Source organism: Arthrobacter sp. QXT-31, assembly GCF_001969265.1.
In the GTDB taxonomy this organism is placed as follows: domain Bacteria; phylum Actinomycetota; class Actinomycetes; order Actinomycetales; family Micrococcaceae; genus Arthrobacter.
Genome location: NZ_CP019304.1, coordinates 1,164,928 through 1,187,531 on the forward strand (window position 1 = coordinate 1,164,928; position 22,604 = coordinate 1,187,531).

The window sequence follows — 22,604 nt, forward strand, 5'->3', positions numbered from 1 at the left end:
GTTCTACAGTCAAGAGACCTCCGGTCTGTAAAATGTGGGCATGAGTACTTTTCAGCGCGCCAGAAGCGAGGACCAGCGGGAGGCCAGGCGCCAGGCCATCCTGCAGACGGCGGCGGGGATGCTGGCCGAGATGCCGGTCTCTGCGGTCAGCCTCAACGAGCTCAGCCGCCGGGTGGGGCTGGCGAAGTCGAACGTGCTGCGGTACTTCGATTCCCGCGAGGCGGTGCTGCTCGACCTGCTCGTGCAGCTCGCAGGAGACTTCTTCACGCAGGTCGGGCAACAGTTGCCCGAGGCCGTCGAGGCGCATGGTCCGGTTCGGGCACGGGCCGAAGGCGTAGCCGCGGCACTGTCAGCGACGCTCGCGGCGCATCCGACGCTGTGCGAGCTGCTCAGCGTCCAGGCGGGCGTCCTCGAGCACAACGTCTCCGCGGAGACGGTGGCGAAGTACAAGCGGGACGGCTACAACAGCCTCGCCGGATTCACGGGCGTACTTCGCCAGGTCCTCCCGGAGTTCAGCGAGGAGGAGGCCGCCGAAGCAACGAGGACCATCGTGGTGTTTGCCGGCGCGCTGTGGACGCACGCCAATCCACCCCGGAGCGTCCGGGACGCGTATGCCGCCGACCCGTCCCTCGTCTTCCTGCCCGAGGGTTTCGCGGGGTCCCTGGAGCGGACCATCAGCATCGTCCTCATGGGGCTGCTGGCGGACAAAGCGGAATAGCCGCCGGGACATTGAGATGTCCCGGCGGCAGCTCTGCTTACCCGGCCCAACTGCTTATCGGCAGGGGCGGTGGCTACTGGGCCCTGTGCGGATTACCGGTGGGCGTAGGTCAGGCAGTCGGCGTTGTCCTTGCCCGGGCCCACGTGGACTTCGGGGGCCTGGCACATCAGGTGGTCGTTGTGGACGCACTCAGTGCGCTGGCAGGCTCCGACGTCGGCCAGCACCTTGGGCAGCCCGCCATGGCTGCCGGTGTCGATGAAGGTTGCACAGTGGGCGTGGTCTTCGGCCCCGCCGACCGTGATGGCTGCGGCGTTGCAGTTGGTGTGGTCGTTGAAGGAACAGTTGGTTACGCTACAGTCCGCGACGTGCGATGTCATGTTCGGATCCTCCGTACTCCGGCGCCCGGTCTGGCCGCTCGTTGTTCCTAACGTAGGCCTGCTGGCGCCCATCAAAAAGACCCAATTGTTTGACGTAATTGCGGTGCCGGCCCTAGCCGGCGACGCCCGTCAGCGGCTGCAGAGCTCCGGTCCCGCCACCGGTGTCCCGTTGACTCCGGATCCAGCCTTGCCCAGGCTCCAGTAGCCGCGGAATTCAGACATTTTGGGGTTCAGGCCGACGCGGTCCACCAGGTACCGGCGGAGTGTTTTGACCGTTCCGGCTTCTGCCCCAATCCATGCGTACAGAGTGCCCGGATCCGTTCCGGTCTGCTCCGTAGCGGCAGGGAGGGTGTGCTGGACGGCGTCGAACAGCAGGTCCCCACGCTGTGCCTGCACGGGTGTGCGAGGCAGCCACGCCACTTCGATGCCGGAGTTGGTGGCGATGTCCTGGATGTCCGCCGCGTCCGGGACTTCCAGGAACGCGTGGCCGCTGATGCCGGCGGGAAGTGCTTCCAGCACGGAGCAGATAGCCGGGACGGCGGTTTCATCGCCCGCCAGGAAAACCCGGCGGGCTTCCTGCGGCGCCCATCTGATTCCGGTTTCGGACGGCAGCCGGGCCGGGACGGTGGCATCGGGTCCGATGAGCAGGGCAGGCTGTCCCGGAGCGGCGCCTGCCGCCCAGTCGGAGCCCGGCCCGCTGCCGCCGCCGTGGGCATGGAGGACAAAGTCAACGTCCAGTTCCGTGCCGCTTGGACTGGTTCGTTTGGTCCGCACGGTGTAGCTGCGGATGAAGCCGCGCGCGGGCTGTTCCATCCTCAGCCAGTCCTGGTACCAGCCTTCGTAAAGGGTGCCGTCCGGCGCCCCCGGCCTGGACAGGGTGTGGCCGGGCACCGGCAGCAGCAGCTTGATTCTCAAATCCAGCGTGGGTCCCGGGACGCCAAAGCGCTGCAGGGACGGCCCCGTGAAGGTGATGCGCCGAAAGGTCGCGGAGATGTCCTGCACCCTGCTGACGGTTACATCGAAAACCCGTGCCGGGTAGCAGGCCGGTAATGCGGCGGTCATCAGGTACTCCTTTTCCGGGCGGTCGGTCCGGGCAGGCCGGTCGAAATGGTGCAACGACAGGGCGGGCGGGCCGGCCGAAACGGTGCAGGGACGCGGCAGCCGGGCCAGGTGTGTGGTTCCTGGCCCGGCCGCTGCGTTCGGCGGGGCTACGGCAGGTGGGGGTCCACGCCGTAGTGCTCTGCCAGATCGGTGATTACCGCGTGGGCGCCCTGAATGCTCACGGACGCGAGGAAGGTGGCGTCCTCAACAGGCTTAACCTCACCCTGCAGCTTCTTCCACAGAGGGTTGGACTGGAACTTCTCCTGCTGGGCGCGGGCTTTGTCCCCTTCTTCGCCCGGCGGGGTGAAGGCGCTGACCATGACCAGGCCGGCGTCGCCCTTCAGGATCTGCTCCGAGGACAGCGGGACGAAGATTTCGGACTCGCTGTCCGGGGCATCCTTCGGGCGCGGGATGCGCATATCGGCCATGATCTCGCCGATGAAGGAGTTGGAGGAGTACAGGCGGGCGGTGTCCCCACCGGTGAACCGGATCAGGGAGTACGTTGCGTCAGGCTTCTTGGCGAGGATTTCGGCCCCAACCTTCTGGGCCCGCTCCTCATAGGCCTTCACCAGCTCCTCGGCCTTGGCCTTCTTTCCGAGGGCCTCCCCGAGGAAGACGACGTTCTCCTTCCAGGTGGGGCCCGTGCTGACGGAGAAGATGGTGGGGGCGATCTTGGACAGCTGGGGGTAGAGCGCCTCATGCCGGACCTTGGCGGAGACGATCAGATCCGGCTGCAGTTCGAGGATCTTTTCCAGGTTGGGTTCTGCCAGCGTGCCCACGTTGACGGCATCCTTGGTGGCCTCGGCAACGTCGCCGAGGTACGGGGCGAAGGGGGCCTTCGGGTCCTGGCGGTACTGCACGTAGCCCACCAGGTCGGCTTCGAGCAGGAGGGCGGCATCGATGTAGCTCGGGTCAAGCGCAACGACGCGCTTGGGGGCCGCGTCGATGGTGGTTGAGCCCATGGTGTGTTCCATGGTCAGCGGGTAGCCGGCGGCTTCTGCCGCCTGGGTCGTGGGCTGGGTGGACGCCGCCGGGGCGCCGCAGCCTGCAATGGCAAGCAGGGCCAGGGCGGCAGTGGCAGCACCGAGCTGCTTGAGGATGCGTGTTTTCACAGGGTTACTTTCGAAACGGTGTGTCGGGGATGAGACATCTTAGGAGAGGCTTACCTATGTCTGCCGTAGACTGTAGCAGGCTTTGGGGATTTAGCTCACACATTAGTGACCTAATTAGAAGGATGACGTGAAGACAGTCGAGACAGCGGCGACGGCGGCTGCCACAGCGCAGCGCACTGCCGCTCCCCCGGTCGGCCGGGGCGCCCGGAAACGCGGCGCCTGGTGGCTGGCCATCACCGGTGCAGCCTTTGCCGCCGCAGTGATCCTGAGTATCTGCATCGGCGGCCAGCCGTCGTCGTTGCAGGATGCCTGGCACGCGGTAGTGACCCCCGACGGCAGCGTCATGGACCTCACCATCCGTGAATTGCGGTGGCCCCGGACCCTCCTGGCCGTCGTTGCCGGAATCTGCCTGGGCCTGGCCGGAACCCTGGTCCAGGGCCATACCCGGAACCCCGTGGCAGACCCCGGATTGCTGGGCATCAACCAGGGCGCGGCGCTGCTGATCGTCGCGGCGACGGCCCTGGCAGGTGAGTTGCCGGCACTGACCCAGGCCGGGCTGGCGTTTGCCGGCGCCCTGGCGGCGAGCGTCCTGGTGTTCGCCATCGGCTCGGCCGCCCGCCACGGGTCCACACCGGTCACCCTGGTGCTCGCCGGGGCCGCCGTCACCGCCCTCTGCTCCGGACTAGTGGCGGGAATCGTCCTGCTCAACGACCAGGCCCTGGACACGCTCCGGTTCTGGCAGGTCGGCTCCCTCGTGGGGCACAGCGGCGTAATCGTGGTGATTTGGCCCTTCGTGCTGGCGGGAGCCGTGCTCGCTGTCCTGAACATCCGCCCGCTGAACGCCCTCGCGCTCGGGGCGGACACCGCCGTCTCGCTCGGGATCTCGGTCTTCAAGGCGCGTGCCACGGGGATCGCGGCCATCACCCTCCTGGCGGGGTCGGCCGTAACCATGGCGGGCCCCATCGCGTTCGCAGGGCTGCTGGTCCCGCATCTCACCCGCGCCCTCACCGGACCGGATTACCGCGTCTTGCTCCCCGTCTCGGCCGTCACCGGCGCCACCCTGCTGCTGCTGGCAGATACCGCGGGCAGGGTCATCGCCCGGCCCGGCGAACTCTCTGTCGGCGTGGTCCTGGCGGTCATCGGGGCGCCGTTCTTCATCCACCTGGCCCGCCGACGCAGACTGGCGACAGTATGACCGCCACGGAAACCGCGCCGCGCAAGGGCACACTGCCCATCAGGGCCGTGCGGATCGGCCGGGTGTCCTTTCGACTCAACCTTCGGGTCGTCGTCGTTGCCGCTGTCATGGCGGCGGCCCTTCTTGGAGCGATGGCCCTGCACGTTGCGTTCGGCGGAACTCCCCTGCCGTACCCCGATGTCCTCAGGGCGCTGCTGGGCGACACCACCAATCCCCGCACCCATCTGGCGGTCACCGAATTCCGGGCCCCGCGGATGGTGGCGGCCGTGGTGGTGGGCGCATCCCTGGCCGCGGCAGGAGCCATCACCCAGACCGTGGCCCGCAATCCCCTCGCCAGCCCGGACCTGCTGGGGGTCACCGCCGGGGCGTCCCTCGGGGCCGTGACTGTCCTCGTCATTGCCGGCGGCGGGCATGCCGGACTCAGCGGGATCGCTGCCACCGTGGGAATGCCTGCAGCCGCCTTCGCCGCCGGGATCGTCAGCGGCGTTGCCGTGTACCTGCTCGCCTACCGCCGGGGCCTGGACAGCTACCGGCTCGTCCTCGCAGGGCTCGGCATCACCGGCCTCGCCACAAGCCTGACCACCTGGATCCTTACCCTGGGCGACGTCACCAGCGCCGCGCAGGCGCTGACCTGGATGACCGGCTCACTGAACGGCAAAGACTGGGCGACCGTCCAGCCCATGGCGATTGCCGCCGTCGTTCTCATCCTTGCCGCCGTTGCCAGAGGCCGCTGGCTGCTGCTGACCGGCTTCGGTGAGGACACCGTCGTCGGACTCGGTGTACGGATCGGTGCCGTGCGCCTCACAGTCCTGACCATTGCGGTGCTGCTGGCCTCGATTGCCACTGTCACCGCCGGTCCCGTTGCCTTCGTGGCCCTTGCCAGCCCGCAGATTGCACGGTCGCTGACCGCCGGTGTCACGCCGCCTGTGGGGGTATCGGCCCTGGTCGGCGCGGTGTTCGTCCTGCTCGCAGACACCGTCTCGGCCAACGCGCTGGCCGTGCCGCTGCCGGTGGGCGTTGCCACCGCCGTCCTCGGCGCGCCGTTCCTGATCCACCTGCTCCTGAAGTACCAGCGGAGGCTGAGTTGAACACCACCACCACGGGCCAGGCCGGCCTGAAAGCCGATAACCTGAGCCTCGGATACGACGGCCCCGCCATCATCCGGGACCTGACCCTGAACATCCCGCATGCCCAGGTGACCTCCATCATCGGACCCAACGGGTGCGGCAAATCCACACTGCTCCGCGGACTCGGCCGGCTCCTTCCGCCGCGTTCCGGGGACGTCCTCCTGGACGGTACCTCCCTTGCCGCGCACTCCACCCGGCACGTTGCCACCCGGATCAGCGTCCTCCCCCAGGCGCCGTCCGCGCCCTCGGGACTGACCGTGGCCGACCTGGTGTCCAGGGGCAGGCACCCGCGGCAAAAGTGGTACCAGCAGTTTTCCCTCGCGGACCAGGGCATCGTCGAAGGCGCGCTGGAAGCCACCGACATCCGCGAACTGGCAGATACGCCGCTGGAGGACCTCTCAGGCGGGCAGCGCCAACGGGCCTGGATTTCCATGACGCTTGCCCAGGAAACCGGCATACTCCTCCTGGACGAGCCCACCACGTACCTGGATCTCGCGCACCAGGTGGACGTGCTGGAACTCGTCCGCCGGCTGAACCGCCGGCACAACAGGACCGTGGTGATGGTGCTCCACGACATCTCGCTGGCGGCCCGCTACTCGGACCACATCGTTGCCATGAAGGACGGCCGGATCATTACCCAGGGCGCACCGGCCGACGTGATCACCCCCGAGCTGCTCCGGGAAGTCTTTGACCTCCATGCCCACGTGGTCAACGAGCCCACGGAGGGCCGGCCGCATGTCATCCCGCTCGGCCACCCGGCGCCGGCCTGATTTACCCCTTACTACAGGTAGTCACCGGCCCGTTCGCGGGCAATCTCCAGCAGGGTGGAGTGGAAGGCAACCTCTGCCGGAGCGTAGACCTTGTCCTGGCGCTGCGCGAGCAGAACCCGACGCAGGGGGGCGGCGGAGCCGAGGCTGACCACCCGGACGTCGGGGTGCTGCAGGGCCACGGCGGTCTTCGGCACCATGGCCACGCCCATCCCGACACTGACCATCGCCTGCGCTTCCTGGTAATCGTTGGCCAGGAACCCGATCGTGGGTTCGAACCCGGCCTCATGGGCGGAGCGCTGCAGCACCTCCACCACCGGATGGGCCTCCGCCCGCACGATCCATGACTCCTTGCGGAGCTCTTCCATCCGGATCTCTTCACGGTCGGCAAGCGGGTGCCCGCGGGACACCAGCAGGACGGTGCTTTCCTGGAAGACCTCCGTGATCCGGATGGAATCGTCATGGAAGCGGTTCCAGGGGTAGTCCCAGAGCAGACAAAGCCCGGTCACGCCGGACTGCAGGTCCGCCACAAGCTCATCAAAGCGTGCGCTCCGCAGGGACAGACCAATGGCCGGGTACCTCTTCTTGAAGGCCCTGATGACAACCGGCAGGAATGATCCGGCGAGAGTCGGAAACGTCCCGACTGTCAGGGAGCCGCGTTTGAGCCCGGCGATCTGGTCCAGGTCGGCCTGGGCAGCCCGCATTTGCCCGATGATCTTCCGGGCATGGCCGGCGAGCACCTGCCCGGCTTCGGTGGGCACCACCCCGCGGGAGCGACGGTTGAGGAGGGGCTGGCCGACTTCCTGCTCGAGCTTGCGCAGCTGCTGCGAGACGGCCGAGGGCGTGTACAGCATCAGATCGGCAGCCGCGGTGATCGATCCCTGCTCGACGACCTCCACCAGCAGGGCAAGCCTCCGGATATCGAATAATTCCTGGGCTTCATCGTTAAGCATCCGTTCACCCTTCTCCTTTAATGGTTCATTCTATGCAGGCGGCAGTGGCGGTGCAGGACTTGGGGACCCTCCGGGGTTTAGCATACGCAATCTGAAGTGGCATTCGTCGGCTCTACCTCAGTGAATGAAGAAGCACTACATAGGACGACAGAAATCCAACATTGTCTTCATTTGTGATGTGGCTCATTCTCGAATCAACCCCCTTGAACACGTCGGGGCGGAAAAGAAGCAAGGACGGACCATGAAGATCGAAGCGGAGTGGATGCGCGGAGGCACCAGCAAATGCTGGGTGTTCGAAACGGAACAGCTGGGTGAGACCGGAACGAGCCCGGATGTGCTGCTTCCCCGGCTGTTCGGCAGCCCCGACCACCGGCAGATCGACGGTGTGGGCGGGGCGACGTCCACCACCAGCAAAGCGATGATCCTTCACCGTCCCGCCGGCGAGGATGTCGACGTCGAGTTCACTTTCGCCCAGGTCGGCATCGAAGAGGCCGTCGTGGACTGGGGCAGCAACTGCGGCAACTGCTCCGCCGTCGTTGGTCTTTACGCCATCGAAAAAGGCTGGGTAGTGCCCACCGGCGACGTCACCCGGATCATCACCCGGAACACCAACACCGGCCAGATCATCATCCAGCGGGTATCCACGCCTTCCGGCGCGCTACCGATCGTCCCGGAGGCGGAGATGCCGGGCGTACCGTTCCCCGGATACCGGGTGGGCCTCGGCTTCCAAGACCCTGCCGGCAAAACCACCGGCAGGTTGCTTCCCACAGGATCAGCCTCAGACGCCGTCACTGCAGACGGAACACCCTGGACTGTCTCCATGGTCGACGCCGGAGCGCCGGTGGTGATCCTGCGTGCTGAAGACCTTGGCCTTGACCCGGAGCGCTACGACAACTGGTTCGCCGGGGCTGAGCTGCAGCTGGAGACGCTGGAACACATCCGGCGCCAGGCCGCAGTACGCATGGGGCTCGCAGCGACCCCCGCCGAGGCGGCCCGCGCCGTCCCGAAGGTCGCAATCGTGGCTGCACCGGCCCAGGCCGACGTGGAAAGCGACGTCAGCGTCATGATGCTCTCGATGGGCAAGCCGCACCCGGCGCTGGCCATCACCGGAAGCATCGCACTGACCCTGGCCGCCCGCACCCCGGGCACCGTACTGCACGACATCACCGGCGGCACGGTCCGGCCCACCCTGCGGCTGCGCACTCCGGCCGGGGTCATCGAAACCTGGAGTGAGGAGCGGGACGGATCGCTGCTCGTCGGCGTCGACCGGACAGCCCGCACCCTCGCCACCACCACCATCCACCTCCCCGAGGCCCTCGGCAGCGCCGTCGACGCCTCCCTCGCCAGCGCCACCAACTGACCAGCGCCACTCAATGAGGAGACAGCATCATGACTAAAACGGCAGAACGAACCGCACCCCTGGATACGGACACCCGCGACGATCTCCCCCAACGCCCCGTCCGTCGACGCCGCATCCTGCTGATGACGGTGGTCGCCACAGCTATTCTGGGTCTGGCCGCCCTCCTGTTTGGGGGTGTCTTGTTCAACCCCGCGGCCGCCTCGGAATCGGAGCCGACCATGACCGCCACCCAGATCATCCCGCTCGTCATCCTCGTGGTGATGTTCGTCGTCGCCACCAAATGGCCACTGAACATCGGAGTGATGGGGCTGGTGGCGTCCTTCGGCGTCGGCTACTTCATGCTGGGAATGACGGACAAGCAAATCCTCGAGGAGTTTCCGGCCAGCATCGTCCTGACGATCATCGGCGTCACCTACTTCTTCAGCATGGCCCAAAGGAACGGGTCCATTGACATCATCGTCCAGGCCTGCGTGCGGCTGGTCAGGGGCAAAACCGCGCTCCTCCCGTGGGTGTTCTTCCTGATGGCTGCCGCCCTGACGGCACTGGGCACCTTCTCCCCCGCCGCCGTCGCACTGCTGGCCCCGGCCGCCCTCGGACTTGCCTACGAGTCACGCATCCACCCGGTGGTCATGGGGGCGTTCGTCATCAACGGAGCCCATGCCGGCGGCTTCTCGCCGCTCTCGGTCGCCGGGGTCCTGGTGCACGACATCGCCGGGAAGAACGGCTTCCCCATCTCCCAGGGCGTCCTTTTCTCGGCCAGCTTCGCCCTCAATTTCATCCTTTCAGCGCTGACCATCGTGCTGTTCGCCCTCCTGGGCAAGCTCCGCGAGAAGCACGCCAACGAGTACGTCGGTCTGGACACCCCTCGCATCGGACGGCCCCACGGCCAGCAGATCCTAACGCTGGCACTGATCGTCGCGATTCTCGTGTGCACCCTGGGCTTCCACATGCCCATCGGATTCGTCGCACTGTCCGCCGGCCTCCTCCTGGCCTTCGTGAACATCAAGGAACACAAGACGTTCATCGGCGGTGTTTCCTGGTCCACTGTCCTGCTGGTGGCGGGCATGATCACCTACGTCTCCCTGCTCCAGCACGTCGGCGTCATCGACACCCTCGCCGAGCAGGCCCTCGCACTGGGTGCACCGCTCCTGATCGCCCTCGTTCTCTGCTATGTCATCGGCGTCGGATCCGCCTTCGCGTCCTCCACCGCATTGCTGACCGCCTTCATCCCCATGGCCGGACCGCTGCTGGCCACCAGCACGCTGAGCGCTTCCGGAACCGTTGCGGCGCTTGCCATCGCGGCCACCGTGGTGGACGTCTCCCCGTTCTCCACCGACGGCGCCCTCGTCGTCGCCAACGCCCGGGACAACGACCGCCAGCGCGTCTACAAGCAGCTGATGATGTACGCCGGCGGAGTGGTCCTGGTGGCCCCGGCCCTGGCCTGGGCACTGCTGGTACCCACCGGCATCATGTGATCCGCCCCAGGCGGAACCCAAAAGGGTTGCTGCCTGCCGGTGACCGCCGGCAGGCAGGATGCCGGATCCGCATCCGGCAGGCGGACGGGACCGCAACCCTGCATTCCCATCGCAACAGGTAGCCCGAAAGCCGGGCGCAGGAACGGACCCGTACGCACCAATGGCAGGGCGGCTTTCACAGCCGCCCTGCCTTTTGCGGTTCAAGCCACCAGGTGCCATGGATTCATTATTAAGGGCTATTGCAGCCAGCTGTGGCGGAGTAGGATCCGGGCACAATCATGACGCGCAAAGGGCCGGGCACTGCGATGAAGCGAGCTGTGAAGCACTGCACAACATTGGTAGCGGCCAGCCTCTTGGCGCTCTGCGGCAGCGGCGCTTCCAATCCAGCCGGGCAGTTTCCGGAGTCGGCTGGCAGTCAAAGCGTGGTCTCGCCGAACCGGTACCCTTCGAGGGCGTGACCACAGGCAAGGCGCTGCTGAACACCCTGGTCCGGCAGGCGCCGCGAGGTCCCGAATTCGATGAGTCCGCCTTCGAATACCCGACCGTCGGGCCTGACGGCTGCACCACCCGCCAAAGGGTGATTATCGACGGGGCCAGCGAGAATACGCTCGCCTCTCGCTGCACCGTGCGCTATCCGCAGTGGGTGTCCGTATGGGACGCGAACGTCCTGGTGGACCCGGACGATGTGGACGTCGCGCACATGGTCCCGCTGGAAGAAGCCTGGTACTCCGGGGCCTGGGCGTGGACCGCGAAACAGCGCCGCGACTTCGCCAACGACCTGTCCAACAGCTACTCGCTGAGGGTCCTGACCGCGAGCACGAACGCGGAGCGGGGGTCCTCGGACCCGGCCCGCTGGTGGCCAACAATTGACGGCTACCGCTGCAATTACGCCGCGGAATGGGTGTGGGTGAAAGCCCGGTGGAATCTCACCGTTGATTCCGCCGAGTACGAGGCGCTCATGACCGAACTCGACGAGGCCGACTCTAACTACTGCCGCGACAAGCCCGTCTATGTCCCGGACCTCGACCTGAGCCCTGGCCGAGGTCCGGCATCCATCATCGGAGGCATCGGCGCGCCGTCCGGCACGCTGTACAGCCTGGTGGGGGTGCAGGCCTACGACGCAAGCCATGCACTGGTCCGGGAAACCCGCGTCCGGGTGGAGGGGAATTACGAACTGACCGGGCTGCCGCCAGGCAACTACACCGTCAAGTTCCTCGGCGGCAGTAGCGGCACATCGGACCAGTGGTACAGCGACCTACCTGGCGGCCCGCGCACGGTGATCTCGCTGAAGGCCGGGAGCATCGCCAGCGGCATCACGGTGGGGATGATCGCCGCGCCGGGCTCAGAACCGCCGGTTCCAGCGCGGTGACAGAATAGGTTCCGTGGAGGTGGGCAACGATGCTCGAAACTGCGCACAACACCAGGACAGATAACCGCCGCGACCTGGTCACCGAATTCCTGGGGCTGTGGCTGGTGCTGGCCGTTTTCCTCGACGGCTGGGCGCACATCAACCTACCGGGCCTGGAGACGTTCTTCACGCCCTGGCACGCCGCCCTTTACTCCGGCATGCTGGCCACGGCGGCGTGGACCGCCGTCGTGATCTGGCGCAACCGGACTCCCGGGCAGCCGCTGCTGCAGGCAATCCCGCCGGGCTACCGCGGGACCGCGGCGGGCGTCATCCTGTTCGCCACCGCCGGCGCCCTGGACCTGCTGTGGCACGAGATCCTGGGCATCGAGGTCTCGCTGGACGCCCTGGTCAGCCCCACGCACCTGCTCCTCGGCTTCAGCCAGTTCCTCATCCTCGGAACGGCCGTGCGGAGCGCCCGTGCGGCCGGCCTGTCAGGAGAACTGAAGCACACCGGGAACCGCAGCCTGACCCCGGCGGCGATTTTCGCCGTCGTCCTCATGACCGGGCTGGGGGCGTTCTTCCTGGTCTACTGCTCTGCGTTCGTCCGGCCGGGGCCGACGGCGCTGTTCGTGCCGGCGCCGGTGGGCACGCCCGGCCGCATCCAGTCGGAACTGCCGGTGGTCATCACCCTGACGAGCTACTTCCTGACCACCGCGCTGATCATCGCGCCGTTCCTCTTAACGCTTTCCGCTGCCCGGCGCCCGGTCCGCGGCATCGTCACCCTGCTGGTGGTGGCGGCGTCGTGGCTGCCGGTGGTGATGGTGGGCCTGCACCCCTACTCGATTTCCGGCGCCGCGGGGGCAACCATCGCCGCCGTCGTTGCCGATGTGCTGCTGGCCCGGGTGCCCGGCGCGTGGCTGGGCCGTCCGCTGCCCGCCGTCACCGCCGGCATCACGGTGCTGCTTTGGACGGGCCAGCTCGTCGCCTTCGCCGTGACGGACGCGATCCGCTGGCCGGTCTCGCTCTGGCTGGGCGCCGTGGTGCTGAGCGCCGCGGTGGCGGCGGGCCTCGCGCTGCTCAGTTCGTGTGGGCCGGTTCAGGCCCGCGGGACCGCCGCGTCCGGCGCCTGACGGCGCCGGTGCCGTCGTCAAGTGAGGCCCCGTCGTAAACTGAGGGCTTACATCGTCATGCCCGGCGCCGCCGCCCCGGGCACCAGCACGATGCCCACTGCAATGAGCACCAGCGCCGCCGACACCGACCGGTTGGCCAGCCGCTTCCACGGCAGCATCTTCTCCGCCGCTATGAACGCGCCTACCAGCGCCATCCATCCGATGCTCATCATGCCCAGCGCAAACAGCGCCACCATCAGCGCCCAGCAGCAGCCGACGCACCAGGCGCCGTGCTCCATTCCCATGCGCAGCGCCCCGCCGAGCCCCGGCCGCATCCGGTGCAGGATGAAGTCCAGCGGCGTGCGGCACTTGGTCAGGCAGACGTTCTTCGCCGGGGTCAGCTGGTACACCGCTGCCGCCAGGATCACCCCGGCTGCGGCGTAACGTCCGCCGGCATCAGCGGCGAACGCCGCCGGCGCCAGCTGCAGAACGGCCTGGTAGAGCCCGTACGCCACAAGCCCGAACGCCGTCCAGGACAGCAGGTAGCCGGCCACGAACAGCGAGGTGGAACCGCGCGGGGCGTATCGTCCGCTTTCCCGACGGCGGCGGCTGATTTTCGCGTACGCCGTCACCATGGGCGCAACCGACGGAAACATCATCGCGGCCAGCATCACCACCCAGGTGGTGAGGAAGAAGTCCAGCGGCCCGGGGTGCGTCCAGCCGCCCATGTCCATCCCGCTCATCCGCTCGGCGGTGAACCACCAGCCCGCCGCCGCGAGGATGAGCAGGACTGCGATCAGCCCGGCCTCCCGCGCGTCGATGGCGCGCAGGGTGTGCTGCCGGGGCTCAGGCGCGGCCTTTGGGTGCACCTTCAGCCATCTCGCTTGAGAAGGTGTAGTCCGCCGACTCAGCGTAGACCGACTGGTAGTCGAGGCCGAAGAAGTCCGAGCCGCCCTTGCCCTTGCCGATCACGAACTCGGGGGCGAATCCGTACATCGCGTTCTTGACGGTGGTGACTCCCCCGTCCGGGCCGGCGAGCGGTTCGATTGCCAGGTTGATGCGCCCGTCCACCGAAGCCGACGGTGTGTCGCTGTCGGAGAAGGTGACGTTCCCGCGCTCGACGCCGAGCCATTCGCCGTAGAGCGCGGCGAAGTCGGCAAACGGTCCGCCCTCGTCGCCATGGAGGATCCGCTCCAGGGCCTGCGCCTGGCCGTCGGAGGCGCCGCTGTCGACGACGATGCCCACCTTCCAGTTGCCGGCGGTGAGGTTTGACGGGAAGAAGTTGCAGAAGGCGAAATCAACACCGGAAAGGTCGGTGTCATCGAGCCGGCCGCTGGCGATGTGGAAGACCGCCGCACCCCGGCATTCCCCGTTCTTACCGGTGGGTGGGCCGTCCATTGCGCAGGCGCAAATCAACTGGCAGTCGCAGTTGGCGACATATTTGCCCGAAATTTCCCATGACATTGAGGACTCTCCTTGCTGGCGCCATTGCCAGGCAGAAGCGGCGATGGCGCCGAAACTACTGGAAAAACAGGGCGAAAGGGTCCTGCTAAGGAGGAGATTACTCAGCGCGGATTGCGTGTCAATAAGCTGTTGCTTCGGCCAAAACCGCCGGCCACCGGATCGTCCCAACGCCTGCTCAGAACGGTGGTCAGAACGCCAGGGCGACCAGCGCGATCAGGGCCGGCACGGTCGAGGCAAGGGTTCCCGGCACGCTGTCGCCCTTCTTCGGATAGTGCCCCAGCCAGTCCGCCAGCCCCATGGTGGCGCCGCTGAGCACCATGTTCGCGCAGCAGTAAATAACCAGCGTGTGCCCCACCACCGTGTGCCCCATGTTCGCTGCCACCACCCCTGCGACCGCGCCGAGGCCGATGAGGAGGTTCCGGAACCCGGTGGGGATGGCCCACATCATCACCGCCGGGACGTTCTGCGCCGGCGTGCTCAGGAACTTCTGCACCGCGGGATGGCGCATGAGGAAGCTCTCCAGCGGGAACACCAGAATGTAGATGAGCGCCGAAAGCAGCGCGAAGACCTGCGCCGCGGCGTTCATGGCCTGTTCCTGGTGATGTACGGACTGAAGCGGAGCATGTTCGCCTCCCGGCTGGTACTGGACGCCAGGCTTGGCGCCTCTGAACAAAAAGTACGACGGCGGTGCGAGGGCTTCCCATCCCCGGCGCCGGGGTTTGGGCTGCTGGCCGATATCCCCCGGGAAGGGGATTGCGCCCGTGCGGGCCGAACGGATACTGGACGTATGTGGGAGGAACGCGCGGAGCGCGTCCGGCGTGAGATTGCGGCGCTGGCCGCCAGCGGTTTGGGCGTGAGCGAACTGCATGCCGCGGCACAGGCTGCGGTGCAGCAGTCGGTGCCTTTCGAGCAGGCCTGCTGGGCCGGCGTCGACCCCGGCACAATGGCGATGACGTCCGTGACCAACTGGCAGGAGTGGCCGGTGCCGGAGGAGTACGCGCTCCGGTTCGCCGAGTCCGAGTACACGGGCTCGGAACCGAACACGTTCGCCCAGCTGGTTCTCCGCCCGCGTCCGGTGGCCCGGATCTCCGACGCCGCGCACCGGGACGTGGTCCGGAGCGTACGCCTCAACGACCTGCTGCGGCCGCAGGGCCTGGAGCACGAACTGCGCGCGGCCTTCCGGGTGGACGAGGCCTGCTGGGGTGTGGGCAGCCTGTTCCGCGGGCAGGGCCAGGACTTCACCGACCGCGAGGTGGAGTTCCTCGGTGCGCTCACCGCGACCCTGGCTGCGGCCAGCCGGATTGCGGTGCGGGCCGGGCACCGGGCTCAGCGGAGTGCTGAGGGTCCGGTGATCGTGCTGGTGGGGCCGCATGGCGAGCTGCGCGCGGGCACCTCGGCGGCGGCTTCCTGGCTGGCGGAGCTTGAGGACGCGGCGCCGGGCCGGTTCAGCATGGTCCTGTACGGCGTGGTGGCGGGAGCCAGGGCGGCGCCCTCCGGCACGGCGCGCGGGAGGATGCGCGACGCCGGCAACAACTGGGTGGTGCTGCAGGCCAGCCGCCTCATCACCGGGGACGACCCCGGGCAGATGGTGGTCACTGTGGAGCCGCTCACCACGCATGACCTGGTGAGCCTGCTGCTCGCCGCGTATGGCGCCACCGCCCGCGAGCGCGATGTGTGTTTGGAAGTCATCGCCGGGGCGACGACGGCGGAGATGGCCAGCCGACTGTTCATCTCCCCCTACACAGTGCATGACCACCTGAAGTCGCTGTTCGAGAAGGTGGGCGTGGGCAGCCGCGGGGAGCTGGTGGCGAAGCTGCTTGCCTGAGTCCTCTTTGGGTCCGGTGCCCGGGGCGGCGTGCCGGAATCCGAAGATGAGGCCATGGACTTCTGGGACGTCTTGTGGACCGTGACGGGGGCCGGGCTAATCCTGCTGATGCTCGTCAACGTCTTCTACACGCTGCTTTACCCGCACGGTTCCGGCCCGGTGTGCAGGACCATCATGCGCGGCTGCTGGCATCTGTCCAAGCTGACCCGCGGCGGCGCCTCGTCGATCGCGGCTCCCGTGGCCATGGCATCCGTCATCGGCGCCTGGGCCACCATGGCTGTCCTGGGATGGGCGCTGCTCTACCTCCCGCATCTGCCGGAGCATTTCATCTACGGTGACGGCGTTCCCCGGCAGGCCGATTTCCTCGAAGCCGCATACATCTCCATGGTGACTCTATCCACCGTCGGGTTCGGGGAGGTCGTGGCAGGCCATCCCCTGCTCAGGCTCGCCTCCGCGGCCCAGGCAGTCACCGGGTTCGGCCTGCTGACGGCCACCGTCTCCTGGATCCTCCAGATGTATCCCGCCCTGAACCGCCGCCGCGCCCTGGCCGCCACGGTCACCTACGCCCAGGAACTTGCTTCGGAAGCCAAGGCCAGCGACCACCCCGATCTGCAGTTTGCCGGGCGGATGCTGGAGGCCGCGCTCGAGGATCTCGCCAGGGATCTGCAGGGCAGGTTCGGGCATGCCGGGACCACATCGTCCGAGGTGTTCGAACACTATTCCACGCACCACAGGCACCGCCGGGACCGGGAGTCGAATACCCGCTAGCTAAGCTCCATTGACACCCTTGATATGTACTGACAAACTAACAAAGTTGCGACGCGCCTCGCGCACCTGGTCACGCACTCCTGAAGGGTAAACATGAAGATCTCCATGAATTCGACGGCGGCGTTCCACGGGACCACCATCCGGGACATTGCGGTGGCAAAGGCGGCCGGTTATGACGCCGTCGAACTCCAGACGCCCAAGCTGTTCCGGTTCCTCGACGCCGGCTACACGGGACATGATCTGGTGCCGCTGCTGGACGGATTCCCGGTCTCGGGTGTCGGCGCCATCCAGGAGGCCCCGGACGAGCAGTTCAAGCGCGACGCCATCCGGCTGTCCGAGGTCGCAAGCATCGTCGGAGCCCCGTTCGTGCAGATGTGCACCGGCCCGGTGGACGTGCGGGTGGTGAAGGAGTTCCGCGCCGGCTCACTCGGCGACGATGACCTGCGCTTCCGCGGTGCCCTGGGCATGGCTGACAAGGAAGCGCTCGCCGAGACCGCACAGCGGGTCGCCCTGGCCGCGGACATCGCCGCCGACCACGGCGTCAGCCTCTATCTGGAGCCGCTGGCCTGGTCGCCTATAAACCGCCTCAGCCAGGCACTGCAGATTTTCGAAGCCATCGACCGCCCCAACGCGAAGCTGTGCGTCGACTTCTGGCACTTCTGGGCCTCCGGCGACACCCCCGAGGACATCGCTGCCTTGCCGGCGGACCTGATCGCGGCCGTCCACGTGTGCGACGGCCTGCACGTGCCCCCGGGTGAGATCCCTGACCAGTCAATCTCCCGGAACGTCTGGACGGGTGCAGGCAACATCCCGCTGCAGGAGTGGATCGACGCGTGCAAGGCCACCGGCTACGACGGCTGGTACTGCCCGGAAATCTTCTGCGACAAGGTGGCCGAACTCGAGGACACCTTGGTTGCCTCCACGCTGCGCAACACGGTCCGGATGCTTTTGGCCTGACCATTCTGCAAGGGTTCTGCATTGCCGTGTGAGTAGACGGATACAAAAGCGAAACGTTGGATCGACGCCACGAAACATGCCGTGGCTACGCTAATTCCTACCTAAGAGCGGTTCATCCGCAGGTCACTTGAAAGGAACTAGCCATGCTTTGGAATACCTTGAACCTGTTTTTTACCGCGCGCATTGACGGCAACTCCTCTTATGCGGAAGCCGGACCGAGTAGTGATTTTCCGCAGGGCAAGCTCACTTCCGCGCCTTGGGAAGGTTGGTGGGACAGCGCCACGCAGGCCTGACGGGCCGGCGGAGTAAGCTCGCCAACACGGTCCGACAGGCGGAAGGGCAACCATGGCAGAGCTCGGCAGCAGCGCAGCACTCGAGGACGAGGGGCTGCCGCTGACGGCACTTGCGGTGGCTGCGGGCCGTGCCGTCGAAACGTCGCGGCCCGACCCGCTCGTGAGCGATCCCTTCGCTTCAGCCCTGGTGGTGGCCGCCCGCTCCCACCTGGACCTGCCCACGCTCTGGCCCGCCGACCCGGCGGCCGCTCCCCCGCTGCAGCAGCCGCTCCTGCTGGCATCCGTCTACATCGGGATGCGGACCAGGTTCATCGACGATTTCCTGCAGTCTGGATCACCTCCGGCGCAGACCGTGGTTCTCGGCGCGGGCCTCGACACCCGGGCCTTCCGGCTTGAGTGGCCGGCGGGGTCCAGGATCATTGAGGTCGACAACGCCAACGTCCTGGAATTCAAGTCACACGTGCTGGCCCGCCTTTCCGCGCAGCCTGCATGCGATCTGATCTCCCTGCCCGCCGATCTCTCCCTGCCGTGGCGGGAGCCGCTTCTGGCCGCCGGCTTTGATCAGCAGGAGCCCGCCACCTGGGTTCTTGAGGGCCTCCTGCCGTACCTCGACGCCGCCGCCCAACATGCGGCGCTGGGGGAGGTTGCAGCCTTGTCGGCGCCGCGGTCCCGGGCTGTGATCGAGCGGGCCGTGCCCCTGCCGAAGACTGACGACATCGAGGCCAAGCTGCGCGAGTTCAGTGAGCAGACGGGCCTGCCGATGAGTCAGTTGCTGGCGCGGGCTGATCCGCCGGACCCCGTTGAGTTGCTTGAAGCAGCCGGCTGGCGCTGCACCGGGCACAGCGTGGCGGACCTGTGTTCGAGATACGGCAGGGTGCTGTCGCTGGATCCCGCCGTTGGCTCCGCAGATGGTGTTCGCGAGACAGGGCAGTCCGGCTCGGCTCCGGATCCCCAGGGCCAGGACCAGTCCCGGGGCGGCTTCGTGACCGCCTGGCTGCCGTAGCCCGCGCTGCTTTGCCGGGTCATGCCTCAGGGCGGGGCGATGCGGGTTTGGCGAGTTCAGCTGTGATCCCGTCCGTCCAGTCATCGATGGCCGCCCAGTCGCGCAGATCCCCGAACCGGCCGCCGGCGAGGCGGAACAGTGCCCGGAGCGGGGCCGACAACTGGCTTGCCTCGTAGACACCCGAAAACAGACCGTGGCCGCGAAGCGGAACTGCCTGGAACTGCGTTTGTTCCAGGCGCTGCTGCTGCAGGACCGCGCCACGACCCCGGAACAGTTTCGGCAGACCCTCGGACATCCCCACACTGAAGGCCCAAACAGGCCGTTTGGCCAACTCGGGTCCATGCTGTGCGAGGAATTCCAGGGCTGGGGGCAGCCACGCCTGGTTATGGATGGCGCTGCCGACCACGACTGCTCCGTAGCCGGAGACGGAATCGACCTCGTCCACGGACCGGCACTCGACGCCGGCCCGTGCAGCCTCCATGCGTGAGGCAATGTGTTGGGCTATCTCGCGGGTGGAACCCAGCGCACTTGCATAGGCAACAAGAACAGTCATGGCGGGCCTCCTGCTTCTCCTACCCCCATTGTGATTGGAAGATGCGCCGGCAGGAACCGGACATTGGCCCCTCGATGCAGTTAACCTCGCCGCCACCTTCCCGCAGGCGGCAGGCCACCTGGCCTCCCTAGGGTGAACGGGTCGGCGGCTCAGCGCCGACCACCGATTTCCGGGAGGAACCAAAACCATGCGCAAAGTCCTGACCGCAGCGGCCGCCCCGGCCATCTAGGAGACTGCTGAACTAGGGGCTTTTTGAGGGGTTGGGCGGGTGCGTGAGCGCTTTGCCCGGCTTCTCAGGCATGTGCGGGTGGTCGGAGCGGATTCTTTTGGAGGCCAGTCGTCGGTTCGGGCCCGTGTATCCGACCCAGGAAGAGCCTTTCCGGGTCCTTCCCGGGGTCCAGTGTGTCCCTCATGCGATGGCCCATGATCCTTTGTCGTTGGTGAGACCGAGGTTCAGGAGGCGTTTGAGGTTTACTGCGGCGATGCGCAGCTGCCACCAGGCGTGGTTCTTTGTCGTACCGCGGTAGCGCAGGCGCCGGTTGTCTTTCACGAGCCAGGCGATGGAGCGTTCGACCATGGGGCGGTGGCGTGTGTAGTCGGCGTGGAACCCCTCCGCACGTGATGCGGCGCGGTGTTCGCGCATCAGCGCGTGCTCCGGGTGCAGTTCGATCTTCCGGCCCCGGGTTGCGGTCGTGCAGCGGGAGCGCAGCGGGCAACCGGCGCAGCCTGCACCGAACGTGACATAGCCCTTCGCGGTGATCGTTCGGACCAGCCCGTTGGGGCAGGTCAGCGTCCCGGCCAGCTGATCGTAGGCGAAATCATCGATCGTGAACCCGCCCTCGACAGCCCTGGCCAAGGGCTTGGGCTTGATCAACGCGGTGTGTCCGGCCGCGGCGAGGGTCCTGAGCAGTTCCCCGGTCCCGTAGGCAGAGTCCGCCAACACCTGGACGTCTGAGGTGACCGTCCCGTCCTGGCCCAGCAGCATCGCCCCGGCGTCCGCATCGGACGTGCCCTCGCCCGCGGCCTTCGTGATCATCGCGGCGGTCACCAGACCGGTATCGGGTTCGATCACGATGTGGGCCTTGTATCCGTCCCGGCGCTCTTCCCGGGTCTTGTGGGCATGCCTGGAATCGGGGTCCACCGTCGAGATCACCCGGTCGGGGGCGACCCTGCGCGCGATCCGCCACCGCCCATCGGTCCCGTCCGAATCCTCGGCCGGTTCCACGTCCTGCCCGGCTACCAGGGCCAGTAGCGCGTACGCATCAGCCGCCTTGCCCTCGAGCGTTTCGGGATCGACCGCGGCCAGCAGCGCCAGCGCGTCCGTGACCAGCGCCGAGACCAGCCCGTCCCTGGCGTCCTGATCATCCCAGGCGATGTCAGGTTTGCCGGTGCGCGTGTAGTCATACCCGGTGCCGTGGGCCGCGATCAGGTCCTTGCCACCGGGCACGTCCCGGCCGAAGCGGCGGATCCCGGCGATCAGCTGAGTGACCGTGTCCTGCCGGGCCACCGCATCATCGAGGACCGTAGAATCCAATGCCCGGCGGCGCTTGCCTTTCAGGATTCCGGTCTCCGCGACGACCTCCGCGATCGCTTCCATGACCCGGTGAGGATTCCCCGACGCGGCCAGCCGCCGGCGCCAATACGTCAACGTGCTCGGATGGAACGCGGCCTGGTTCAGCCCGTACCCGCAGGCGGCTTTCCACCGCAGGTCAAACGTCAACGCCTCCGCGGTCTCGCGGTCCGAGAGCCCCTGCAACGCCTGCAGCACCAGAACCGAGCCGATCACCGGCGCCGGCACCGACGGACGCCCCCGCCCGGAGGGGAACAGATCCTCCATTATCGAATCCGGGAACAACCTCCCCCGATGTTCTGCCAAAAACGCGAAAACGCTGCCCGGGGCCAACAACTCCCCGGCCAGCGCTTCCACATCCAAATACCCACGCTGAGCATCCTCGCGACCCTGCATGACACCAGCATTAATCACCGGCCCCGAAAACCCGGCAGGCACGCCAGACCGTGACGATATATTCAGCGCGCTCCTAGGCCAATGGCCCTCCGTCATATCCCGCCTCGAACGAGGCCTGATCCGCAATGATGACCTCGCGACGACATACCGGCAATGGCTGACCCAGCAATCCACGCAAGATGAGAGCTAACGCCAAGGCGCCTCCCAGAGGAGAGCGCTCCACGCTTGTCGACACAGATTTCTGCAAAAAGGAGCTGCGGCTGACATGCTTTCCGCATAACGTTTGACGTTGAAAAAGTGCAGGAGGCGATGTCGCCCCGCTGGGGTGCGGTTACGTCCGGCTGAGTGGTGGAGTCCGCCACCCAGCCCCGCATGGATCAATCAACCACGGCAAACCACCGAAGAGAAGCAGCCCAACTCCCGTTGGTAGCGTCCAGCCTGAAAAATCCCGCCCTCAAACCCCGGGAGCTTGTACCGGGATCCTAGAGTTTGAAGCCAAAGGTACGCATCTGTTCTCGGCCTTCTTCGGTGATTCGATCCGGTCCCCAGGGCGGCATCCAGACCCAGTTTAAACGCCATTCCTGGACAACGCCGTTCAGCGCTCTGCCAACCTGCTCCTCGATGACCTCGGCCAAAGGGCAGGCCGCCGAGGTCAACGTCATTGTGATCACCACTATGCTGCCCTGCCCATACTCAAGACTGTAAAGGAACCCGAGATCGACGACATTGGCTCCCAGTTCCGGGTCAAAAACCTCCTTGAGGGCTTCCTCCACATCCTCAAGGGGCGTCGGGACGGAGTTTGCTGCAGTTCTCGGGCTGATCTCTGCCTCAGACACTGTTCCTTCTTATGCCGTGGCACGCTGCTACCGCGTAGCGGCCGCAGCCCGGCGGGTACCCAAGGCGCCGGCCGTCCACTTCTGCAGTTTCTGCAGTCTGAACCTGAAATTGAGCAACTCCCAGCAGGGTGTCGCCCCGCGAGATTCGGCTGCACGTCGGGGACAAGATCCGCGTCGAGTGTCTACAAACAGGCTCTTCCATTACGTCATGCGCTTGTCATGTAGCTCAAACACTCCTGCTACAGTCTACTGCGAAGCAAGGTAAGCCTAACCTAAGCGACCACCATCCTGTGATCA

The 22,604-nt window shown here is 66.7% G+C and carries 23 protein-coding genes; 13 read left to right on the top strand and 10 right to left on the bottom strand.

All coding sequences use genetic code 11. The annotated features are described in order from the left end of the window. Positions 1-40 precede the first annotated feature (40 nt). Positions 41-718 (top strand): TetR/AcrR family transcriptional regulator, encoded by a 678-nt coding sequence (locus tag BWQ92_RS05215; protein ID WP_076798598.1) that lies wholly within the window; start codon positions 41-43, stop codon positions 716-718. A 92-nt stretch (positions 719-810) separates the two neighbouring features. On the opposite strand, the gene BWQ92_RS05220 is transcribed toward BWQ92_RS05215, so the two are convergent. The 3 genes from BWQ92_RS05220 to BWQ92_RS05230 form a co-directional block, all read right to left on the bottom strand. Beyond that, on the bottom strand, positions 811-1,095 hold the full coding sequence (locus BWQ92_RS05220) for a DUF1540 domain-containing protein (protein WP_076798599.1): 285 nt from the start codon (positions 1,093-1,095) through the stop codon (positions 811-813). 129 nt (positions 1,096-1,224) lie between these two features. Beyond that, positions 1,225-2,157, bottom strand: coding sequence for a siderophore-interacting protein (locus BWQ92_RS05225; protein ID WP_076798600.1), 933 nt, complete (start codon positions 2,155-2,157; stop codon positions 1,225-1,227). A gap of 146 nt (positions 2,158-2,303) precedes the next feature. Further along, positions 2,304-3,308, bottom strand: a complete 1,005-nt coding sequence (locus BWQ92_RS05230; protein ID WP_076798601.1) for an ABC transporter substrate-binding protein — start codon at positions 3,306-3,308, stop codon at positions 2,304-2,306. Positions 3,309-3,435: 127 nt separating this feature from the next. Between BWQ92_RS05230 and BWQ92_RS05235 the strand changes: the two genes are divergently transcribed. The 3 genes from BWQ92_RS05235 to BWQ92_RS05245 are packed head-to-tail and all read left to right on the top strand — an operon-like array spanning position 3,436 to position 6,400. Then, entirely contained in the window at positions 3,436-4,503 is a 1,068-nt protein-coding gene (locus BWQ92_RS05235; protein WP_076798602.1) for a FecCD family ABC transporter permease, read from the top strand. Further along, positions 4,500-5,591 (top strand): FecCD family ABC transporter permease, encoded by a 1,092-nt coding sequence (locus BWQ92_RS05240; RefSeq protein ID WP_076798603.1) that lies wholly within the window; start codon positions 4,500-4,502, stop codon positions 5,589-5,591. The genes BWQ92_RS05235 and BWQ92_RS05240 overlap by 4 nt, the downstream gene beginning before the upstream one ends. Further along, positions 5,588-6,400, top strand: a complete 813-nt coding sequence (locus BWQ92_RS05245; protein ID WP_076798604.1) for an ABC transporter ATP-binding protein — start codon at positions 5,588-5,590, stop codon at positions 6,398-6,400. The genes BWQ92_RS05240 and BWQ92_RS05245 overlap by 4 nt, the downstream gene beginning before the upstream one ends. 11 nt (positions 6,401-6,411) lie before the next feature. Here BWQ92_RS05245 and BWQ92_RS05250 read toward each other — a convergent pair whose 3' ends face one another. Beyond that, positions 6,412-7,350, bottom strand: coding sequence for a LysR family transcriptional regulator (locus BWQ92_RS05250; protein WP_076798605.1), 939 nt, complete (start codon positions 7,348-7,350; stop codon positions 6,412-6,414). 241 nt (positions 7,351-7,591) lie between these two features. Here BWQ92_RS05250 and BWQ92_RS05255 point away from each other — a divergent pair, with 241 nt between their 5' ends. The 4 genes from BWQ92_RS05255 to BWQ92_RS05270 all read left to right on the top strand — a co-directional run bounded on the left by BWQ92_RS05255 (position 7,592) and on the right by BWQ92_RS05270 (position 12,663). Continuing rightward, positions 7,592-8,710 (top strand): PrpF domain-containing protein, encoded by a 1,119-nt coding sequence (locus BWQ92_RS05255; protein ID WP_076798606.1) that lies wholly within the window; start codon positions 7,592-7,594, stop codon positions 8,708-8,710. 29 nt (positions 8,711-8,739) lie between these two features. Further along, positions 8,740-10,185 carry an SLC13 family permease gene (locus BWQ92_RS05260; RefSeq protein ID WP_076798607.1) on the top strand — a complete coding sequence of 482 codons (1,446 nt, stop codon included), beginning with the start codon at positions 8,740-8,742 and terminating at the stop codon, positions 10,183-10,185. Between the two features lie 454 nt (positions 10,186-10,639). Beyond that, positions 10,640-11,554 carry a GmrSD restriction endonuclease domain-containing protein gene (locus BWQ92_RS05265; protein WP_076798608.1) on the top strand — a complete coding sequence of 305 codons (915 nt, stop codon included), beginning with the start codon at positions 10,640-10,642 and terminating at the stop codon, positions 11,552-11,554. A 29-nt stretch (positions 11,555-11,583) separates the two neighbouring features. Next, a complete protein-coding gene (locus BWQ92_RS05270) occupies positions 11,584-12,663 on the top strand; it encodes a hypothetical protein (RefSeq protein WP_076798609.1) in 1,080 nt (359 codons plus the stop codon). Between the two features lie 47 nt (positions 12,664-12,710). Here the strand turns inward: BWQ92_RS05270 and BWQ92_RS05275 are convergent, their stop codons facing one another. From BWQ92_RS05275 to BWQ92_RS05285, 3 genes are all read right to left on the bottom strand, one after another. After that, entirely contained in the window at positions 12,711-13,511 is an 801-nt protein-coding gene (locus tag BWQ92_RS05275; protein ID WP_076798610.1) for a DUF2182 domain-containing protein, read from the bottom strand. Continuing rightward, complete coding sequence (locus BWQ92_RS05280; protein ID WP_076798611.1) at positions 13,489-14,106, bottom strand: DUF1326 domain-containing protein; 618 nt, start codon at positions 14,104-14,106, stop codon at positions 13,489-13,491. The genes BWQ92_RS05275 and BWQ92_RS05280 overlap by 23 nt, the downstream gene beginning before the upstream one ends. 187 nt (positions 14,107-14,293) lie before the next feature. Beyond that, entirely contained in the window at positions 14,294-14,692 is a 399-nt protein-coding gene (locus tag BWQ92_RS05285) for a DUF1304 domain-containing protein (protein WP_076798612.1), read from the bottom strand. A 201-nt stretch (positions 14,693-14,893) separates the two neighbouring features. Here BWQ92_RS05285 and BWQ92_RS05290 point away from each other — a divergent pair, with 201 nt between their 5' ends. The 5 genes from BWQ92_RS05290 (at position 14,894) to BWQ92_RS05305 (ending at position 18,952) form a co-directional block, all read left to right on the top strand. Then, positions 14,894-15,931: a helix-turn-helix transcriptional regulator gene (locus tag BWQ92_RS05290; RefSeq protein WP_076798613.1), complete on the top strand. Its 1,038-nt coding sequence runs from the start codon at positions 14,894-14,896 to the stop codon at positions 15,929-15,931. A gap of 30 nt (positions 15,932-15,961) precedes the next feature. After that, positions 15,962-16,699 (top strand): potassium channel family protein, encoded by a 738-nt coding sequence (locus BWQ92_RS05295; protein ID WP_236783110.1) that lies wholly within the window; start codon positions 15,962-15,964, stop codon positions 16,697-16,699. 93 nt (positions 16,700-16,792) lie between these two features. Beyond that, entirely contained in the window at positions 16,793-17,656 is an 864-nt protein-coding gene (locus tag BWQ92_RS05300) for a sugar phosphate isomerase/epimerase family protein (RefSeq protein WP_076798614.1), read from the top strand. A gap of 143 nt (positions 17,657-17,799) precedes the next feature. Next, entirely contained in the window at positions 17,800-17,949 is a 150-nt protein-coding gene (locus BWQ92_RS23470) for a hypothetical protein (RefSeq protein ID WP_157365107.1), read from the top strand. A gap of 52 nt (positions 17,950-18,001) precedes the next feature. Further along, positions 18,002-18,952 (top strand): SAM-dependent methyltransferase, encoded by a 951-nt coding sequence (locus BWQ92_RS05305; protein ID WP_076798615.1) that lies wholly within the window; start codon positions 18,002-18,004, stop codon positions 18,950-18,952. Between the two features lie 19 nt (positions 18,953-18,971). Here the strand turns inward: BWQ92_RS05305 and BWQ92_RS05310 are convergent, their stop codons facing one another. The 3 genes from BWQ92_RS05310 to BWQ92_RS05320 all read right to left on the bottom strand — a co-directional run bounded on the left by BWQ92_RS05310 (position 18,972) and on the right by BWQ92_RS05320 (position 22,307). After that, positions 18,972-19,505, bottom strand: coding sequence for a flavodoxin domain-containing protein (locus BWQ92_RS05310; RefSeq protein WP_076798616.1), 534 nt, complete (start codon positions 19,503-19,505; stop codon positions 18,972-18,974). 409 nt (positions 19,506-19,914) lie between these two features. Continuing rightward, entirely contained in the window at positions 19,915-21,471 is a 1,557-nt protein-coding gene (locus BWQ92_RS05315) for an IS1182 family transposase (RefSeq protein WP_076798510.1), read from the bottom strand. 482 nt (positions 21,472-21,953) lie between these two features. Further along, positions 21,954-22,307 (bottom strand): metal-sulfur cluster assembly factor, encoded by a 354-nt coding sequence (locus tag BWQ92_RS05320; protein ID WP_236783111.1) that lies wholly within the window; start codon positions 22,305-22,307, stop codon positions 21,954-21,956. Positions 22,308-22,604 lie beyond the last annotated feature (297 nt).

Coding starts and splice junctions, on each gene's coding strand:
- BWQ92_RS05215 (WP_076798598.1), top strand. CDS start 41: ATGAGTACTTTTCAGCGCGCCAGAAGCGAGGACCAGCGGGAGGCCAGG.
- BWQ92_RS05220 (WP_076798599.1), bottom strand. CDS start 1,095: ATGACATCGCACGTCGCGGACTGTAGCGTAACCAACTGTTCCTTCAAC.
- BWQ92_RS05225 (WP_076798600.1), bottom strand. CDS start 2,157: ATGACCGCCGCATTACCGGCCTGCTACCCGGCACGGGTTTTCGATGTA.
- BWQ92_RS05240 (WP_076798603.1), top strand. CDS start 4,500: ATGACCGCCACGGAAACCGCGCCGCGCAAGGGCACACTGCCCATCAGG.
- BWQ92_RS05250 (WP_076798605.1), bottom strand. CDS start 7,350: ATGCTTAACGATGAAGCCCAGGAATTATTCGATATCCGGAGGCTTGCC.
- BWQ92_RS05255 (WP_076798606.1), top strand. CDS start 7,592: ATGAAGATCGAAGCGGAGTGGATGCGCGGAGGCACCAGCAAATGCTGG.
- BWQ92_RS05260 (WP_076798607.1), top strand. CDS start 8,740: ATGACTAAAACGGCAGAACGAACCGCACCCCTGGATACGGACACCCGC.
- BWQ92_RS05270 (WP_076798609.1), top strand. CDS start 11,584: ATGCTCGAAACTGCGCACAACACCAGGACAGATAACCGCCGCGACCTG.
- BWQ92_RS05280 (WP_076798611.1), bottom strand. CDS start 14,106: ATGTCATGGGAAATTTCGGGCAAATATGTCGCCAACTGCGACTGCCAG.
- BWQ92_RS05285 (WP_076798612.1), bottom strand. CDS start 14,692: ATGAACGCCGCGGCGCAGGTCTTCGCGCTGCTTTCGGCGCTCATCTAC.
- BWQ92_RS05290 (WP_076798613.1), top strand. CDS start 14,894: ATGTGGGAGGAACGCGCGGAGCGCGTCCGGCGTGAGATTGCGGCGCTG.
- BWQ92_RS05300 (WP_076798614.1), top strand. CDS start 16,793: ATGAAGATCTCCATGAATTCGACGGCGGCGTTCCACGGGACCACCATC.
- BWQ92_RS23470 (WP_157365107.1), top strand. CDS start 17,800: ATGCTTTGGAATACCTTGAACCTGTTTTTTACCGCGCGCATTGACGGC.
- BWQ92_RS05305 (WP_076798615.1), top strand. CDS start 18,002: ATGGCAGAGCTCGGCAGCAGCGCAGCACTCGAGGACGAGGGGCTGCCG.
- BWQ92_RS05310 (WP_076798616.1), bottom strand. CDS start 19,505: ATGACTGTTCTTGTTGCCTATGCAAGTGCGCTGGGTTCCACCCGCGAG.
- BWQ92_RS05315 (WP_076798510.1), bottom strand. CDS start 21,471: ATGCAGGGTCGCGAGGATGCTCAGCGTGGGTATTTGGATGTGGAAGCG.